Annotated in this window: 18 protein-coding genes; 5 read left to right on the forward strand and 13 right to left on the reverse strand. The window is 37.0% G+C overall.

Annotation, left to right across the window (positions count from 1 at the left end; genetic code table 11):
• Nucleotides 1–138 precede the first annotated feature (138 nt).
• The 10 genes from nikC to mutY all read right to left on the reverse strand — a co-directional run bounded on the left by nikC (nucleotide 139) and on the right by mutY (nucleotide 10,971).
• Nucleotides 139–1,029, reverse strand: a complete 891-nt coding sequence (gene nikC / locus MHI40_RS15110) for a nickel transporter permease (protein WP_245762752.1) — start codon at nucleotides 1,027–1,029, stop codon at nucleotides 139–141.
• Nucleotides 1,030–1,052: 23 nt separating this feature from the next.
• Nucleotides 1,053–2,057, reverse strand: coding sequence for an ABC transporter permease (locus tag MHI40_RS15115; protein ID WP_093538180.1), 1,005 nt, complete (start codon nucleotides 2,055–2,057; stop codon nucleotides 1,053–1,055).
• A gap of 231 nt (nucleotides 2,058–2,288) precedes the next feature.
• Nucleotides 2,289–3,917 carry an ABC transporter substrate-binding protein gene (locus tag MHI40_RS15120; RefSeq protein ID WP_340763319.1) on the reverse strand — a complete coding sequence of 543 codons (1,629 nt, stop codon included), beginning with the start codon at nucleotides 3,915–3,917 and terminating at the stop codon, nucleotides 2,289–2,291.
• Nucleotides 3,918–3,945: 28 nt separating this feature from the next.
• Complete coding sequence (locus MHI40_RS15125) at nucleotides 3,946–4,929, reverse strand: ABC transporter ATP-binding protein (protein WP_093538178.1); 984 nt, start codon at nucleotides 4,927–4,929, stop codon at nucleotides 3,946–3,948.
• The gene (locus MHI40_RS15130; RefSeq protein WP_093538177.1) at nucleotides 4,904–5,923 is read right to left on the reverse strand and encodes an ABC transporter ATP-binding protein; all 1,020 of its coding nucleotides are present in this window, start codon (nucleotides 5,921–5,923) and stop codon (nucleotides 4,904–4,906) included. The genes MHI40_RS15125 and MHI40_RS15130 overlap by 26 nt, the downstream gene beginning before the upstream one ends.
• 177 nt (nucleotides 5,924–6,100) lie before the next feature.
• Entirely contained in the window at nucleotides 6,101–7,852 is a 1,752-nt protein-coding gene (locus MHI40_RS15135; RefSeq protein ID WP_340763320.1) for an ABC transporter ATP-binding protein, read from the reverse strand.
• Nucleotides 7,853–7,911: 59 nt separating this feature from the next.
• A complete protein-coding gene (gene ntdP / locus MHI40_RS15140) occupies nucleotides 7,912–8,451 on the reverse strand; it encodes a nucleoside tri-diphosphate phosphatase (RefSeq protein WP_093538175.1) in 540 nt (179 codons plus the stop codon).
• Nucleotides 8,452–8,588: 137 nt separating this feature from the next.
• Nucleotides 8,589–8,741, reverse strand: coding sequence for a gamma-type small acid-soluble spore protein (locus tag MHI40_RS15145; protein ID WP_245762747.1), 153 nt, complete (start codon nucleotides 8,739–8,741; stop codon nucleotides 8,589–8,591).
• Between the two features lie 416 nt (nucleotides 8,742–9,157).
• Nucleotides 9,158–9,904 carry an enoyl-[acyl-carrier-protein] reductase FabL gene (gene fabL, locus MHI40_RS15150; RefSeq protein WP_093538173.1) on the reverse strand — a complete coding sequence of 249 codons (747 nt, stop codon included), beginning with the start codon at nucleotides 9,902–9,904 and terminating at the stop codon, nucleotides 9,158–9,160.
• A 2-nt stretch (nucleotides 9,905–9,906) separates the two neighbouring features.
• Nucleotides 9,907–10,971 carry an A/G-specific adenine glycosylase gene (mutY, locus tag MHI40_RS15155; RefSeq protein WP_340763322.1) on the reverse strand — a complete coding sequence of 355 codons (1,065 nt, stop codon included), beginning with the start codon at nucleotides 10,969–10,971 and terminating at the stop codon, nucleotides 9,907–9,909.
• A gap of 120 nt (nucleotides 10,972–11,091) precedes the next feature.
• On the opposite strand from mutY, the gene MHI40_RS15160 reads away from it, so the two are divergent.
• Nucleotides 11,092–12,075, forward strand: a complete 984-nt coding sequence (locus tag MHI40_RS15160; RefSeq protein WP_093538171.1) for a metal-dependent hydrolase — start codon at nucleotides 11,092–11,094, stop codon at nucleotides 12,073–12,075.
• A 36-nt stretch (nucleotides 12,076–12,111) separates the two neighbouring features.
• Here MHI40_RS15160 and MHI40_RS15165 read toward each other — a convergent pair whose 3' ends face one another.
• Genes MHI40_RS15165 through recX form a run of 3 tightly spaced genes read right to left on the reverse strand, consistent with a single transcriptional unit; the run spans nucleotide 12,112 to nucleotide 13,514 of the window.
• The gene (locus MHI40_RS15165; protein ID WP_340763324.1) at nucleotides 12,112–12,378 is read right to left on the reverse strand and encodes a YfhJ family protein; all 267 of its coding nucleotides are present in this window, start codon (nucleotides 12,376–12,378) and stop codon (nucleotides 12,112–12,114) included.
• Between the two features lies 1 nt (nucleotide 12,379).
• On the reverse strand, nucleotides 12,380–12,709 hold the full coding sequence (locus MHI40_RS15170; RefSeq protein WP_093538169.1) for a YfhH family protein: 330 nt from the start codon (nucleotides 12,707–12,709) through the stop codon (nucleotides 12,380–12,382).
• Nucleotides 12,702–13,514, reverse strand: coding sequence for a recombination regulator RecX (gene recX / locus MHI40_RS15175; RefSeq protein WP_340763326.1), 813 nt, complete (start codon nucleotides 13,512–13,514; stop codon nucleotides 12,702–12,704). The genes MHI40_RS15170 and recX overlap by 8 nt, the downstream gene beginning before the upstream one ends.
• Before the next feature lie 102 nt (nucleotides 13,515–13,616).
• Between recX and MHI40_RS15180 the strand changes: the two genes are divergently transcribed.
• The 4 genes from MHI40_RS15180 to MHI40_RS15195 all read left to right on the forward strand — a co-directional run bounded on the left by MHI40_RS15180 (nucleotide 13,617) and on the right by MHI40_RS15195 (nucleotide 18,221).
• Entirely contained in the window at nucleotides 13,617–14,513 is an 897-nt protein-coding gene (locus MHI40_RS15180) for a TIGR01777 family oxidoreductase (protein WP_340763327.1), read from the forward strand.
• A 52-nt stretch (nucleotides 14,514–14,565) separates the two neighbouring features.
• Nucleotides 14,566–15,378 carry a polysaccharide deacetylase family protein gene (locus tag MHI40_RS15185; RefSeq protein ID WP_340763328.1) on the forward strand — a complete coding sequence of 271 codons (813 nt, stop codon included), beginning with the start codon at nucleotides 14,566–14,568 and terminating at the stop codon, nucleotides 15,376–15,378.
• Nucleotides 15,379–15,543: 165 nt separating this feature from the next.
• Complete coding sequence (gene rlmD, locus MHI40_RS15190; protein ID WP_340763329.1) at nucleotides 15,544–16,917, forward strand: 23S rRNA (uracil(1939)-C(5))-methyltransferase RlmD; 1,374 nt, start codon at nucleotides 15,544–15,546, stop codon at nucleotides 16,915–16,917.
• A gap of 164 nt (nucleotides 16,918–17,081) precedes the next feature.
• Nucleotides 17,082–18,221 carry a zinc-dependent alcohol dehydrogenase gene (locus MHI40_RS15195; RefSeq protein ID WP_340763330.1) on the forward strand — a complete coding sequence of 380 codons (1,140 nt, stop codon included), beginning with the start codon at nucleotides 17,082–17,084 and terminating at the stop codon, nucleotides 18,219–18,221.
• Nucleotides 18,222–18,259 lie beyond the last annotated feature (38 nt).

Genomic DNA, 18,259 nt, shown 5'->3' on the forward strand with positions numbered 1-18,259 from the left:
ACCAGTTTTTTTTAGATATTAGTAGTTGGATCGTCCGATTATTGTATTACCAAATACAACAATTAAAATAGTAACGCCTCGTAAAAGTTCTTCTAAAAAAAATGCCACTTAGCGTTAGAATGCTAAGTGGCACGGTTATTAATTTTTCATCTTCGGATCTAGTGCATCTCGGAGTCCATCACCCATCAAGTTAAATCCTACAACTGTTAACATTATTGCTACTCCTGGGAAAATCATCGTCCACGGTGCATTTCTTAAATACATACGGGCATCCGCTAGCATTTTCCCCCATTCAGGAGCAGGCGCTTGAGCTCCCAATCCTAAGAACCCTAGAGCAGCTGCTTCAATAATAGCTGAAGCGATTGCCAGTGTTCCTGCAACAATAACCGGTGCCATAGAATTAGGTAGAATATGAGAAAACAAAATTCGAATGTCCCTCATCCCAATTGCTTTAGCAGATGTTATGTACTCTTCTTCTTTAATACTTAGAACTTTCGAGCGTATTAGGCGACCAAAGTTAGGAATATTAATAATCGCAATAGCAATCAATGCATTTTGTAAAGACGGTCCTAAGACAGAAACTACAGCAATGGCCAATAATATACTTGGAAAAGCTAACATGATATCGAAAATTCTTGAAATAATCATGTCTATCCATTTCCCATAGTAACCTGCAATAATACCTAAAATACTACCAGCTACTACAGAACCAATAACAGAGAAAAACCCTACCATTAAGGAGATTCTAGCTCCATAAATAATTCTAGAGAATATATCACGACCAAAATCATCCGTACCAAACCAATACTTACTAGACGGTGGTTTCAATCGATCTGTTAAAAGCTGATCATTAATACCTTGTGGTGCAAGCCAAGGACCAAAAAATGCTAAAAATAAGAAGAATAAGACAATCCCTGCTCCTACAAGCGCTCCTTTGTTTTTTCGAAAGCTACGCCATGCATCTCGCCAAGGACCGGTCGACGTTTCTTTAGTTACTATTAGTTGATCATTTGTCGCATTCGGAACCATTTCGGACATATCTATTCCTCCTTTTAATCATATTTAATCCTCGGATCTACTAACCCATATAAAATATCTACAAATAAGTTAATCATCACGAATATAAAAGCGACAACCAATATACCCGACTGAATTACTGGATAATCACGGAACGAAATAGCTTCGTAAATATACCTGCCGATTCCTGGCCATCCGAAGATAGTCTCCGTTAAAATAGCGCCTCCAAGTAAAAGCCCAGTTTGAAGTCCAATTACAGTTAATACGGGTATAATTGCATTTTTTAAAGCATGTTTGTAAACTACAAAAAACATTTTCTGCCCTTTAGCTCTAGCAGTACGAACATAATCCGCTCTCATTACTTCAAGCATACTTGATCTAGTCATACGAGCAATTATCGCCATCGGAATTGTTGCTAACGCAATACCAGGTAATATTAAATGTTTCAGTACAGTACCTAGTTGATCGAATCTTCCCTGTATAATTGTATCTATTACATACAAGCTCGTGATGGAGTTAATGGGATCTCGAACCTCTTCTCGACCAGTCGTTGGAAGCCATTGTAATTCAATACCAAAAATCCACTGTTCCATCAAACCTAACCAAAAAATTGGCATGGATACTCCGATTAAAGCTAAGACCATTGCCATATAATCGAACCAAGAGTTTTGGAACCAAGCCGATATAATACCTGCATTAACTCCAATTATTACTGCAATAATAATGGCAAAGAAAGCTAGCTCCATTGTTGCAGCCAAGTATGGCCAAATCTCTTTAGCAACTGGTTGAACCGTTCGCATAGATTCGCCCAAATCACCTTTTAGGAGACCAGCTAAATAGTCAAAGTATTGTGTATACCAAGGCTGGTTCAAGCCTAGTTTAATCTCCAATGCTTCTATCGCTTCTTTAGATGCTAATTGTCCTAATATTACTTGTGCGGGATTACCAGGAATTGCTCGTATGATCATGAAAACAACAAATGTCATACCAAGTAATACAGGTATCAATTGTAATAATCGTTTACCGATATAGTGAAGCATTTTCTTCACCTCTCTAATTTAAATTAAGAAAAGCACAAACGCCTATGTAATTGGAAGTCAGTATATGATTATGATCGTCGTGTCACAACTACTGACCCTCATCATACGCCCCTGATATCTTGAAGCAACTCGAGGGACTAGACGTAGGAGCTAAACAAATGCTGAATAAATACAATTTCTAATTTAATGAATAAAGGGGAGAAATCACGAAGACCTCCCCCCTTAAGCTTATTACTTAAAGTCGACCTTGTTTAATCTATCAGAACCAGTTGGATGTGGGAAGAAATTAGTAATTTCAGCATCTCCAGCTAGTAATGGTGTTGAGTGAGCAAGTGGAACCCACGGAGCATCCTCAAAGATTAATTCTTGTGCTTGTTTATAAAGTTCATTACGTTTGTCTTCGTCTACTTCTGTTTGTGCTTCGATTAAGATTTTATGTGTCTCATCGTTTTTGTAGTAGCTATAGTTGTTACTTCCGATATTATCTTCGTCAAGTAAAACATAGATAAAGTTGTCCGCATCTCCATTATCACCAGTCCAACCTAATAAGAATGCATCTGCTTCACCATTTTTAGCTTTTTCTAAATAAGTAGCCCATTCATAAGATACGATATTAGCAGTAATACCAACATCAGCTAAGTTCTTTTGAATAGCTTCAGCAACTTTTGCACCATCTGGCATATAAGGACGTGGTACAGGCATTGCCCATAGTTCCATTTCAAAACCGTCAGCCATACCAGCATCTGCTAATAATTGCTTCGCTTTTTCTGGATCGTACTCATAACCCGGAATATCTTCATTGTATCCACTAATAGAAGATGGCATAGGGTTTTTCGCTACCTCTGCACGACCTTCAAAGAAAGCGTCCACAATAGCTTGTTTATCAATTGCATAGTTTACAGCTTGACGAACTTTTGGGTTATCGAATGGAGGACGAGTATTTGTTAACCCAAGGTACCCAACATTCATAGATGGACGTTCGAATAGTTGTAGAGCTGCCTCTGACTCAACTGTAGCTCCGTCCGAAGGATTTACACCATCAGCTAAATCAATTTCTCCAGTTAAAAGAGAGTTTAAACGAGCAGAGTTATCAGGAATTGCACGGAAAACAACACGATCTAATTTCGGCTCTTCTGAATTCCAATACTCTTCATACTTTTCAATAGTGATAGAATCATTACGTTTCCACTCTACAAATTTGAATGGTCCAGTACCGACTGGGCTATCTCCATATTTATCTCCTGCTGCTTCAAATGCAGTTGGACTTGCAATAGCGAATGGACTCATTGCAATATTTTTCAAGAAAGGTGCTTGTGCACGCGTAAGTTTGAATATTACCGTGTAATCTCCCTCAGCAGTAACTGATTCAATTACATGACCTTCATCACCAGCATATCCACCGAACATAGACCCATAATATGGGAATAGATCTTCAGAACCGCTAGCCCAACGTTCAAAGTTTTTAACAACTGCTTCTGCATTAAAATCAGTTCCATCATGGAATTTTACACCTTCACGAAGTGTGAATGTATACGAAAGTCCGTCTTCTGATGGCTCCCACTTTGTAGCTAATCCTTCATTAATTGTTGTATCTTGCTCACCAAAGTTTAATAAAGTTTCTTGCACGTTTTGTGTAACTTTGAATGATTCACCATCCGTTACAGCAGCTGGATCTAGTGAAACAGAATCTCCTCCACGACCAAAGATTAATACTTTATCTTCCGCAGTTTCTGTAGTTCCCTTGTCATTATCTTTTTTTGTATCGCTGTCTGATGAATCGTCAGATGAACACGCAGCAAGTACCATAGTAAGTGCAACGAACATCAGCAGCAAAAATGACCATATCTTCGTTTTTCCCATTTGGACCCCTCCAATTATTTATTTATTATCAATGCTGCAATTGCTCATTATATAAATGGCATGCAACAAAATGACCTGTTTTAGCTTCTTGTAATTGTGGAACATCCTTCACACAAATATCCATCTTAAAAGGACATCTTGTATGGAAGGTACACCCAGAAGGTGGATTTGAGGGACTTGGAATGTCTCCTTCTAAAATAATTTGTTCCCGTTTAAACTCCGGATCTGGAACTGGAACTGCAGAAAGTAAAGCTTTTGTATAAGGATGTAAAGGTTCAGCATACATGGATTCACTTGTAGCGAGTTCTACCATTCTTCCTAAATACATTACCCCTACACGATCACTGATATGGCGAACAACTCCCAAATCATGAGCAATAAAGATATAAGTTAACTTGAGCTCCTTCTGTAAATCTTGCATGAGATTCAAGACTTGTGCCTGTATCGAAACGTCGAGTGCCGACACTGGCTCATCCGCTATTATCAACTTCGGATTAGTCATCAATGCTCTTGCTATTCCTATACGTTGCCTTTGTCCTCCACTAAATTGATGTGGATAACGTTTGGCATGATAGCTACTTAAACCGACAATTTCTAGAAAGTCATGTACTTTCTTTTTTCTACTCTTTGGGTCTCCAATATTATGGACAATTAAAGGCTCCATTAGAATCTTTTCAATTGTATGACGTGGATTTAAAGAAGCATAAGGATCTTGGAATACCATTTGTATTTCACGTCTAGCTTTTCTCATCTCATCATTTGAAATACTCGTTAGTTCTTTTCCGTTAAACGTCACTTTTCCTTCAGTAGGCTCTAGTAATCTCATAAGCATCCTGCCTGTAGTAGATTTACCACAACCAGATTCACCCACTATTCCTAGAGTTTCTCCTTCATTTACAAAGAAAGAAATATCATCTACAGCTTTCACATTACCTGTATGTTTTCCTAACATCCCAGTACGTATTGGAAAATACTTTTTCAATCCTTCAACTTTTAACAGCGGCTCTGTCATCTTGCAAAACCTCCTTTTCATCGTATAAGAAGCATCTTGTTTTATGACCTTCCGCTGTTTCATATAGAGGAGGATTTTCTTCCGTACATCTTCCTACTACAAATTCACAGCGAGCTGCAAATCTGCAACCTTGTTTGATGGATCCAGGCTTTGGAACACTCCCAGGAATAGAGTAGAGGCGCTGTTTTTTATATCGCATATCTGGCACAGAAGCAATCAAACCTTTTGTATATGGATGCTGTGGGTTATTAAAGATTGTATCCACGGTGCCCTCTTCTACTACTTTTCCTGCATACATCACTACAACTCGTTCACAAGTTTCAGCTACTACGCCTAGATCATGCGTTATTAATATTACCGCCGTATTCAGCCGTTCGTTTAACTCGCGCATTAACTTTAATATTTGGGCTTGAATAGTTACATCTAAAGCTGTTGTCGGTTCATCAGCTATCAAGAGCTTGGGATCACAAACTAATGCCATAGCTATCATTACACGTTGTCTCATTCCACCGGAGAGCTGATGTGGATAGTCATTCATAAGTTCTTCTGCTCTCGGAAGTCCAACTAGTTTTAGCATTTCTATCGCTCTTGCTTTCGCTTTCTTTTTGTTCCAATCTTTCTTATGTAAGGTTATTGCCTCTAGTAATTGATTTCCAATTGTAAATAAAGGATTTAATGATGTCATTGGTTCTTGGAAAATCATTGCCACATCGTTGCCGCGGACTTTGCGCATTTCTTTCTCAGAAAACTTTGTTAAGTCTTTGCCCTCAAACAATATTTGACCACTCGTAATTTTCCCTGGTGGACTTGGAACTAGTCCCATGATGGAAAGAGAAGTAACACTTTTTCCACATCCTGATTCTCCAACAATACCTAGAATCTCGCCTTCTCTTACATGAAAATCAATATGATCTACGGATGGAATAACACCATCATCTGTGAAAAAGGACGTTTGAAGATCTTTCACTTCCAAAATTGTTTGTCGTTCACTCATGATGTTCCCTCTTTTCACAAATATTCGAATCTTCTAACTAAAGTACTATAAATGATATTTTACACAAAAAATTCTGTTATGCAACACTTTTCTGAAAAGTCATACGACTATCCTCCCTTCCTAAATATAAAAAAACATCTTATAAGCGGAAGAAACACTTATAAGATGTTTGAGTAATTATTCTGTATCAAGTTGTTGAATTTGAAATAGATTGTAATAAGTATTTTTTTGTTTCATCAATTGCGCATGTGAACCGTTCTCAATCACTTTACCATTTTCAATAACGATTATATTATCGGCATGCGTAATAGTAGATAAACGGTGTGCTACGATTATGGTCGTACGATTGGAAGCTAGCTTCTCTAAAGAATCCTGTATTAAAGATTCACTCTCTAAGTCTAATGCTGAAGTTGCTTCATCTAGAACTAAAATAGATGGATTTTTCAAAAATACTCTGGCGATCGCAACACGCTGCTTTTGACCTCCTGAAAGTTTCACTCCACGCTCTCCGACTTTTGTTTCATATCCTTCAGGAAGCTCCATGATAAAGTCATGTGCGTTTGCTGCTATAGCCGCTTCCATTACTTCTTCATCTGTAGCACCAGGTTTCCCCATTAATATATTGGACTTGACCGAATCACTAAAAAGAATATTATCTTGTAGCACTATACCAATTTGCTTTCTTAAGGATTCAATGGTGACATCACGAACATCCTTACCGTCAATTAGTATTTGTCCCTTAGTAACATCATAAAATCTAGGAATTAAGCTAATAATAGTCGATTTACCACCGCCACTCATACCTACAAAAGCTACTGTTTCCCCTGCATTAACACGGAAATCGATATCCTCTAAAATCATATGTCCATCTTTTTCATACTGGAATGATACGTTAGAAAATGTCACTTCTCCGTTAGAGGTTCCTAAAGTAGAAGCACCTTTTTTATCGACAATATCATACTCTTCATCCATTAGCTCAAATACACGATCCATCGAAGCGAATGATTGCGTTAATGTTGTGGATGAATTGACTAAACGTCTTAACGGGCTGTATAAGCGCTCCACATAAGCAATAAATGCAGCCATTGTCCCTACAGAAAGTCTTCCATGAATAGCTTCATAACCCGCATAAGCAATAACAAGTAAAGGAGCAATATCTGTAATCGTATTAACTACTGCAAATGCTTTTGCATTCCATACTGTTTGTTTTACTGCTGCATCTAAAAATTCTCCATTTGTCTCATTAAATAATTTTTGTTCATGTTTTTCTAGCGTAAAGGTTTTAATAATACTCATTCCTTGTACACGCTCATGTAAGTAACTTTGAACACCAGCTAATGCTTGAGAACGCTCTTTTGTTAAATCCCGTAATCTTCCGAAGAAGTATTTAACGCTGAATGCATAGAATGGAAATGCTAATAATGTAACTAAAGTAAGCTTTACATTCATCGTTAACATGATGCCGATAGCGATTAAAATAGTCGCTAGGTCCAACCAGACGTTCATCAATCCAATCATGACAAAGTTTTTCGTCTGCTCCACATCATTGATAACTCGAGAAATAACCTCGCCAGCACGTGTGTTGGAGTAGTACTTTAAGCTAAGCTTTTGTAAATGGATATACATTTTCTTACGTATATCAAACAAGATTTTATTACTCACTAATTGCGCTAAGTATTGTCTATAATACTCTATTGGTGGTCGAACGATTAAGAATACTAATGCAGTCCCGCCAAGCCAATATATTAATTGAGTCATTTTTTCATCATTGGTTAATGCTTCTGCTCCGATAATATCATCAATTACAATCTTGATAAGAATCGGAATAAATAATGGGATAGCAAATTTTATAACCCCTATGACGATTGTCAAGAAAATTTGAAAGTTATACGGTTTTACAAATTCCATATATCTTTTCATCGAATTCATATAAAAACTCCCTTCTACCATGAGAAAAACCTGTTGCATATTTCAACAGGTTTCTCTAACTACTCATTCAACTGTTTTTGGAAATGATAACGACTTGTCCAAGCCTCAATAAAATCTGGTGCAAACGGACCTTTTCTTTGTTTGATCCAGGAAATGAGCTTCTCGACATTTCGATTTAAAATACCATCAATTTCTTCTGGATACTTCATTTCTTTTTTATGTTGCTCATATTCGTCTTCATCCAGAATTGTGTAGGTCATATCAGGAAATACCTTCACATCTAAATCATAATCAATGTACTTTAGCATTCCATTGTTATAGACAAACGGAGAACTCATGTTGATGTAATAGTATACACCATCTTCTCGTAGCATACAAATAATGTTAAACCAATATTCTGCATGAAAGTAACAAATAGAAGGTTCTCTAGTAATCCAAGTTCTACCATCGGATTCAATTACAAGTGTTCGTTCATTTGCTCCAATTACAATATTTTTGGTTCCTTTTAAAACCATCGTTTCTTGCCAGACCCGGTGGATTCGACCATTATGCTTGTAGCTGTGAATTTGAATAGTTTCTCCTTCATTTGGAATCGCCATGATTTAGCCACCTTTTCATCAAGCGTAAATTTAGAATTTTTATACTTATTTTCTTATTATAGCAATTCAATGTAAAAAACTATAGTAAAAAAATCAGCGAGGGTTATTTACCCTCGCTGATTTTTGGTGAATCCATGTTATTTAGTTCGGTTAGAAGAACGATTTGCTTGTGGACCGCTAGCTTGTTGTTTTTTCAACTCTGCTTGACGATTTTGTTCTTTAACTTTTTGAATATCAGTTTCAGAAGCAAACTCTTGGTTTTGGTTCTGCTGTTTTCTGTTATTCTTCATGGATTGTTCACCTCCGTACATTCCTATCATGTGCAGATGGCATAATTTTATTCATTCTTTGAGTCAATTTCATATAGTGTGCTAGCAATAAAAGAAGTTTCACCCGGATGTGCGCTGCCGCACGCTACGCATGAGCCTTTAAGGATGAGTCACTCCGTTCCTTCACCCTTTTAAAGTCTCATTCTTCGCGCTCATGCGGCTTGGAAGGCGCACATCCAACCGACCACTGTGTATGAAGTATATAGCTACTATAAATAGATAGTCATTTATGAATCTAGCTTACATTTGCATCTTCGCCTTCAAGTTTAGATAGACAGTCTTCATTATACCAATATAAGAAGTTTTACTCAGATGTGGCCGTCGCACGCTACGCATTTATGTCTTCCTAGCTGAAAAATTAGTGGGAGTGTAAGACACTACATTTTTAACGATCTTCCGCCATCGACAATAATTGTTTGGCCTCTAATCATGGAAGCATCATCAGATAGCAAGAACATAGCTGTTTTGACCATGTCATCTATTTCTACCATCCGTCCTGCTGGTGTATTTACTCTGGCATCGTCTAGTAATTCATCTCGATTTGGAAAATGCTTGAGTGCGTCAGTGTCGAGCGCACCACCAGATACAGTATTTACTACAATTCCTTTAGGTGCAAGCTCCACTGCTAAATACCTTGTGAGTGATTCTATTGCGGCTTTTGAAACTCCGACTGTTGTGTAGTTTTCTAAATAACGGATAGACCCTAAAGAACTGATCCCCAAAATTTTCCCACCGTCTGGCATTAACTTAGCCGCTTCTTGGGCACCAAATAACATTCCTTTGGCGTTAATATTCATTGTCCAGTCCCAATGTGATTCCTCTAATTCCATAATAGGTCTTAAAACACCGGAAGCAGCATTGCTAACAAAAATATCTAAACGACCAAACTCTTCTTTAATAGTGTGGAACATATCACGAAGCTTTTCCACATCTCCTACATTCGCCTTTACTAAAAGTGCTTTTCTTCCTAGGTTTTCAATTTCCTTCACTGTCTCAAGAGCAGCGGTTTTACTTCGAGCATAGTTTACGACGATATCATATCCGTTTTTGGCAAGTTCGATAGCAATAGCTTTCCCTAAACCTCTGCTACTACCTGTAACTAAAGCTACTTTATTTGTTGTCATTTTCAAATCTCCCTCTCTTTCCATGCATTCCAAATTTTCAACATCGGGACGGGCATCGGTTGTAGATTTATTTCTTCTATAGTAAGCCACTTACAACGATTAGGAAGCTCTTTTTCTTGCTTCAAGATTGCTTCAAAACTTTCCATTTCCCATACTAGGTGCGAAAACACATGTTTAAACTCATTTATTAACGGACCTTTTTCAATCTCTATTCCGTAATCATGTTCGACAATCTCTTCTACTGTATGGTTAGGCGTTGGTAACTCTACCATTGGGAATTGCCACATATTCGCTAGTAAGCCTTTAGAAGCTCGTTTTTCAAGTAATACATGTCCATCCTTATTCTGTATAACTACTGTTTTCACTTTATGGGTCTTTGATTTCTTTTGAATTGTTTTTATAGGCAACTCATCTTGCACACCTTCAAAAAATGCAGAGCAATTTTCTCTTAATGGACACAAAAGACATTTTGGTTTAGTTGGGGTACAAATTACTGCACCTAGTTCCATAAGACCTTGGTTAAAGGCAGAGGGATTTTCACGATCTATCAAATCCATTACTGCCTCTTCAAATATTTTCTTTGTTTTTGGCTTCGCAATGTCTTCTTTTATCAATAAGACTCTAGAAAGTACACGCATAACATTGCCATCTACAGCATGTTCTGGCACTCCGTATGCAATACTTAAAATAGCACCAGCAGTATATGGACCAATACCTTTCAACTTGGAAATTTCTTTTCGATTGGAAGGTACAACGCTATTATAATGTTCAACTACTTCTTTTACACCACTCTGTAAGTTTCTGGCACGGGAATAATAACCTAATCCTTCCCATTCTTTTAATAGTTCTCCTTCTTCTGCATTAGCTAATGATTGTGGTGAAGGATATTTTGCGATAAATCTTTCATAATAAGGAATAACCGTATCCACTTTTGTTTGTTGTAGCATTACTTCGGAAACCCAAATTTTATATGGGTCTGTTGTTTTCCTCCACGGCAAGTCACGTTTTTCTTCTAAAAACCATGAAACTAGTGATTCACTAACATTTTTTTTGTATAATTCGTTCACTGTAAAATCCTTCCTTGCGATTATTGACATTAAATTTGGGTATATGAATAGTAGCGGCTTTGTTTTTTAACTAATCTATTTTAAGATGTAGTAAGCTGTAATCCTAAAGGAGCTGGTTGTATGGACACAGGTACACATGTTGTTATGGGTGTTGCACTAGGCGGTCTCTCTCTTATTGACCCCGTTGTTGCAGGGAGCACACTTACAACGACTGCAGTTATAGCAGGTACAATTATAGGCTCTCAAGCCCCTGATATAGATACTGTTCTAAAATTACGCAATAATGCAGTTTATATTCGACATCATCGTGGAATTACTCACTCAATTCCAGCCGTTATTTTATGGCCTATTTTAATAGCAGGTGTGTTATGGCTTATTTTCCCTGAAGCCAATTTACTGCATTTATGGTTATGGACTTTTCTTGCTGTATTTGTACATGTTTTTGTAGATATCTTCAATTCTTATGGAACTCAAGCTTTAAGGCCATTTTCAAAGAAATGGGTTGCCCTGGGAGTTATTAATACATTTGATCCAATTATTTTTGGTATTCATGTGGTTGGTATACTTTTATGGATGTTAAGCTTAAATCCTGTACCAACTTTTCTTACTATGTACGCTATTATTTTCCTGTACTATATTTTACGATTCGCCGTACAGCATGCAGTGAAAAATTCTGTCAAGCATACTATTCCCGATGCAGATGAAATTATTGTTGCACCTACGATGAAATTTTTTCAATGGAGAGTAGCTGCAAATTCTAAAACGCATCATTATGTAGGAAGAGCATACGGCAGATCTATCACTATTTATGATAAGTTCGAACGTAATCCGCTGCCCGAATCTGATTTAGTAAAAGCTGCTTTGAAAGACCAAAATATGAGTGCATTTACTTCGTTTTCTCCTATTTACCGCTGGGAGATTACGGAATTTGAGCATATATATGAAGTAAGACTAATTGACTTACGATATCGCAGTAATGACTTTTATCCATTCGTAGCCGTGGCACATTTAAATGAAGATTTAGAAATAGTCAATTCCTACACAGGTTGGATATTCAGTGAAGATAAGCTACGTAAAAAGCTAGATTTCATCCCACATAACTAATAAAGAAAAAACGCTAGGATACATTTCCTAGCGTTTTTAATTGCTAAAATCGTCGGTCTCCAATAAATGTTTATACTTCTCGTTCGTATTTGCAAATTCATGTAGCTGTGCACCGTAGCCATCTATCCATTTTCTAATGACCATTTCTGTGACAGCAGCCCCTTTATAATCATATCCAGCTTTGGCATACGAGGATTCAAAGTCTGACCATAGTAACTCTATCCAAGCTCTTGCCTTTGCAGAAGATAGCTTATCATTTTTTTCTAGAAGTGCGAAAGTTAATTCATCTATTTTTGTTTGCATATTATTTTCTTTCCTCCAGTGATTCTAGCATTGAGATTGGCAAGGCTTCTTCATATTTTTCTCCACCTAATCTGTAACCCCATGCAAATCTTCCTTTTAAGTATTCTACCTGAAAAAACACACCAGGATCTCCAATAATTCGGTACATCTCACCTGGTTTAATAGTAGCAGGATCTATTAGAAAAGCTTGGGCCATCAATGCTTTTCTTTCGTAAACGGCATATTCATTTACTATTCCTAGTTGCTCGGCTTTTCGTGATTTCTCTTTTAAATTTGCAATTTCCGTTCTAAGCTCTGGTACAGTCATATCACCATATTTTTTTTCACTCATCTTGCTCTTCCAACTCCTTCTTTTCTATATATAGATCAATTTGTTCTGCAGGAAAACCTTTTTGATATAACGCTGTCTTTATACGTCTTCGTAAATCGTTTCCTTTATACTTAGTCGAATGTTTTCGCCAAATTTTGTCTCCCTGCGTAGCAATTATATCGATCCATTCTTCTTCATTTTTTTCTAATTCGAATGTTGAAAGTGCTTGGGTAATTATACTAAAATTATACCCTTTTCTTTGAAGTGTATCTTGGACTTTTTGTTTTATCTGCCTTGGTGTTTTATCCTGATTTTGATTGATAATCTTTTCTGCCAAAGTTCTCGCTATATCTACTTGCTCTTCTTCTGAATAATTGCCCAATACTTTCTCTTGAAGATCTTTATCAATTCCTTTTTTCTTCAGTTCCTGACGTATTGCAGTAGGTCCTTTTTTGCTATTTTTCTTTTGTGTTTCTACTAAGGCTTTCGTAAAGCTTTCATCATTAAGAAAGCCATACTCATATAATTTTCGAATTGCTTCTAATATAACTGCTTCACCATACTCATTTTGCAATAGTTTTTGTTTTACTTCGTACTCACTTCTCATACGGTAACTTAAAAAGTTAATGGCTTTGTTAAACGCCTTTCTTACTTCATCGTCAAAAACAATTTCATCTAGTGTAAATTCTTCGATGACTTTGCCCTTAGATAATTGGTACTTGATCAGAACTGCTTCATCCAAACTAAATGCATACTTTTCATCCAAATATAAATTATACCGTTCATTATTATTCTTTTGTCGTCCAATTCTCGTAATAACCGGCATTTTCACTCTCTCCATTCGCCTTTCTTCAATTATAGCGTATAAGTTGGTTGGTGATAAATGATTGAACTGTTATGATAAAACTAAGAAGGAGGTTGAAGATAAATGAAAATTGCAATTACTGGAGGAACTGGATTTGTAGGAAGCGAACTGACAGAGTTACTGTTGCAAAAAGGCCATGATGTATATATACTATCTCGTTCTAAACAGGGAACGGAACATGGCATAACATATGTACAGTGGCTATCTGAAAATGCCCACCCTGAAAAACAGTTAGAAGGCATCGATGCTTTTGTAAATCTGGCTGGTGAGTCCATTAATAATGGGCGATGGACAGAAGTACAAAAACAAAAAATCTATGACAGTCGGATGCAAACAACGGATGAACTGCTCCGGATATTAAAAGCGCTTGCTGTAAAACCGAAAGTACTAGTAAATGCAAGTGCGATTGGCATTTATCCAGCCTCGACTAGTACAAGATATACAGAAAAATCGAAAGAAGTTGGTACTGACTTTCTAGCTCGAACAGTTCGAGATTGGGAGCTGAAAGCTAAAAGTGCAGAAGAGCTTCAGATACGTGTTGCTTATGGTAGATTCGGAATTATTTTAGGTAAATCTGAAGGTGCACTTCCATTGATGGCATTACCATACAAGCTTTTTGTTGGTGGACCTATTGGAACAGGTGATAATTGGATGTCATGGGTACATGTTAAAGATGTTGCAAGTGCCTTATTATTTGCAATAGAACAACCCATTAATGGTCCATTTAATATTACTGCGCCCCATGCAAAAAAGATGAACGATTTTGGAAAAACCTTAGCAACTGTATTGAAAAGGCCACATTATTTTCCCGTTCCATCTTTTGCTTTAAAGTTTGCTTTAGGTGAAAAAAGTCAGCTTGTCATAGAAGGCCAACATGTTATACCACAGGTTCTACTGGATGAAGGTTATACATTCCATTTTCCTAATTTAGAAAGTGCTTTACGCGCTATTTATAAATGAATAACTAACTCTTATTGGCGCAACCTACTTAAAAAAGAAAGGTTGCGTTTTTATGTGGAAATCTCACCTAGTAGGAATTATTATTGCAACAATCATTTTAAGTATTGGATTTATGAATAAACCTTTTTCTGCCCAAGCTGATAAGGAAATACATTGGGGCTTAAAAAAAGCTACAAATGAACAACAAGCAGAAGCAGGTGGAGAAATGGATGCCTTGCTCAAAAAACATGGTTCCATATATAAGGGATCTGCAGATGAAAAAATTCTATATTTTACATTCGATAACGGCTATGAAAACGGCTATACCGAAAGTATTTTAGACACTTTAAAAGCTGAAAATATTCAAGCTACATTCTTTTTAACTGGGCATTATTTAGAAAGTGCAACTCCTTTAGTAAAAAGAATGATTGCAGAGGGACACCAGATTGGCAACCATTCATATGGACACCCGAACTTAGCAAGACTCTCTAAGGAAGGTGTCAAAAAAGAACTGCAAAAATTTGATAAACGTTTAAGTGAACTAACTTCATTAACCCGAACAACCGTCACTCGCCCACCGGAAGGCATTTTTAACGAACAAGTGCTAGAGGCTGCCAATGAAATAGGACATCAGCATATCTTTTGGTCTGTAGCTTTTATTGACTGGCATAAGGATCAGAAAAAAGGCGGTAAATATGCTTATGATGAGCTAATGTCTCAAATCCACCCTGGTGCAATCATCTTAATGCACACAGTATCTCCTGATAATGCAGAAGGCTTACCAATGTTCATCAAGGATGCTAGAAAAATGGGATATACATTTGGAACACTAGATGATCTAGTCATGAATAATCTGGATATTCCGCTTACTTTGCTTCCTGAATAAACTCCTTTATAATAGAAGGAAGATTATAAAGGGAAACTTCATTCAGTGATGATTTTCCACTGAATGTTAGTTGAGCCAATCGGACTTTTACTTGGAGTTAATCCCCACTGGCTATTCCAGTGGGGATTTTACTGCAAGTTAAAGCGGGATAAAGGACGTGAAGGTATGAGTGAAAAATCAGTTATAGAAGTAGGACAAGAATTCCCCCTGACGATTAAACGACTTGGTATCAATGGAGAAGGCGTTGGATTCTTTAAACGTAATGTTGTTTTTGTTAAAGGTGCACTTCCAGGAGAAGTAATTACTGCGAAAGTGACAGTAGCAAATCCTAAGTATGCCGAAGCAGAAGTTAAAACATTAAGAGAACCGTCTCCGCATCGTGTTACTCCACCTTGCCCAGTATATGAATCCTGTGGGGGATGTCAGTTACAGCACATGACTTATGAAAGTCAGCTGCTTGTAAAAAGAGATTTAGTTATACAGGCTTTAGAACGATATGTGAAAGACTTAGCCCCATCAATTGATGTAAGACCAACGATTGGCATGGAAAACCCATGGCACTATCGCAACAAAAGCCAATTCCAAGTGAGAGAATTAGGCGATAAAGTTATTGCTGGATTATACGCGGAAGAATCCAATATGTTAATCGATATTAACGAATGTTCCGTTCAACACCCGGCTACTACCCATATTACAAATGAAATAAAAAGATTCTTGGAAGAAATGAAAATTTCTATCTATGATGGAAGAAATTCTAAGGGAGTCGTCCGCACAATTGTCGTTCGTACGGGTATGAAAACTGGACAAATTCAAGTTACCCTTGTGACAACTCAAAAGAAAATGCATCAAAAAGAAGAACTAGTTCAAAAAATAAGAGCAATTGATCCTAATATAGTGTCCATTAGTCAGAATATCAATGCAGAAGATACTTCGCTAATATTTGGTGATACGACGATTAACTTACATGGGAAAGAAACGATTCATGAAAAGCTTGGAGAATTAGCTTTCGATTTATCTGCTCGAGCATTCTTCCAGTTAAATCCGGAACAAACAGTGCATTTGTACAATGAGATCGAAAAAGCTGCGGCTCTTACAGGAGAAGAAACAATCGTAGATGCTTATTGTGGTGTCGGCACCATCGGACTATGGCTTGCAAAAAATGCCAAAGAGGTTCGTGGTATGGATATTATTCAAGAATCTGTTCAAGATGCTAAAAAGAATGCCAAGCGAAATGGCTTCAAAAATACACAATATGTACATGGTACAGCACAACATTGGTTACAAAAGTGGAAAAATGAAGGATTCGTTCCAGATGTATTAACAGTAGATCCACCACGCGCAGGTTTAGATGATGAATTGTTAAAAACGATCTTGGATATTAAACCAAAACGTTTTGTTTACACATCATGTAACCCATCGACACTTGCGAAGGATTTAGCTGCTCTTAAAGAAATTTACAATATAGAATACATCCAGCCTGTTGATATGTTTGCTCAAACTGCACATGTTGAAGCAGTAACATTATTAATACTAAAATAATAAAAAATCCCGAGAATTATTTCTCGGGATTTTTTATTTTTTCTATCAGATTTTAATGATTATTACTTTTCTCACTCCCCACCCTCATCATATCTTAGTGAGTTTCAATTTGGAGATCATAGGGAAAGATTAAATTGAACATACTTTTAAAGGAGGAGATTTTTTTGAAAGCTGTCACATATCAAGGTGCCAAAGATGTCCAAGTAAAAGAAGTTCCAGATGCCAAATTAGAAAAACAGGATGATATCCTCGTACGTATTACCACTACAGCTATTTGTGGATCAGATCTTCATATTTATAGAGGTGCCATGCCTACTCGAAAGGACTATGTCATCGGGCATGAACCAATGGGAATAGTGGAAGAGGTTGGACCAGCAGTAACGAAAGTTAAAAAAGGAGATAGAGTAGTTATTCCATTTAACGTATCATGTGGCGAATGTTTTTATTGTCAAAATGAGATGGAAAGCCAATGCGATAACTCTAATGATAATCCAGCCTTGGACGCAGGGGGTTACTTTGGTTTTACCGAACGTTATGGTAATTTCCCTGGGGGTCAGGCAGAATACTTACGTGTACCATATGGAAACTATCTGCCGTTTTTAATACCGGAATCTTGTGAACTAGAAGATGAATCTTTGTTATTTCTTTCAGATGTTCTTCCAACTGCCTATTGGAGTGTTGAAAACTCTGGCATGAAAGAAGGAGACACCGTTGCCGTTTTAGGAGCAGGTCCTATCGGTCTGATGGTACAGAAGTTTGCTTGGATGAAAGGTGCAAAGAGAGTAATTGCAGTGGATCATTTAGATTATCGTTTAAAACATTCTATAAAGATGAATAATGTTGAAGTGTATAATTTTGAACAATACGATGATATGGGTTCACATATTAAAGAAATTACTAACGGTGGAGTAGACGTAGTGATTGACTGTGTAGGTATGGACGGTAAAATGTCGATGGTTGAAAAAGTGGAACAAAAGCTAAAACTCCAGGGTGGAACATTAAGTGCTCTAGATATCGGAATAAACGCAGTAAGAAAGTTTGGGACAATTCAATTAACAGGCGTTTACGGGTCATTGTATAATATGTTCCCACTAGGTAATATTTTCGAACGAAATGTAACCCTAAAGATGGGACAAGCCCCAGTTGTACATTATATGCCTACCTTATTTGATAAAATTACGAACGGTGAATTCGATCCAAAAGAAATTATTACACATAGTATGCCATTAGACAAAGCAAGCGATGCTTATAAAACTTTCCATGATCATGAAGAAGAAAGTATTAAATTCGTGTTAAAACCTTAATTATATATAATACATTGGACAGACATTCAACTTGTCTG

The sequence above is a fragment of the Psychrobacillus sp. FSL H8-0510 genome (assembly GCF_038008345.1).
Taxonomy (GTDB): Bacteria; Bacillota; Bacilli; order Bacillales_A; family Planococcaceae; genus Psychrobacillus; species Psychrobacillus psychrotolerans.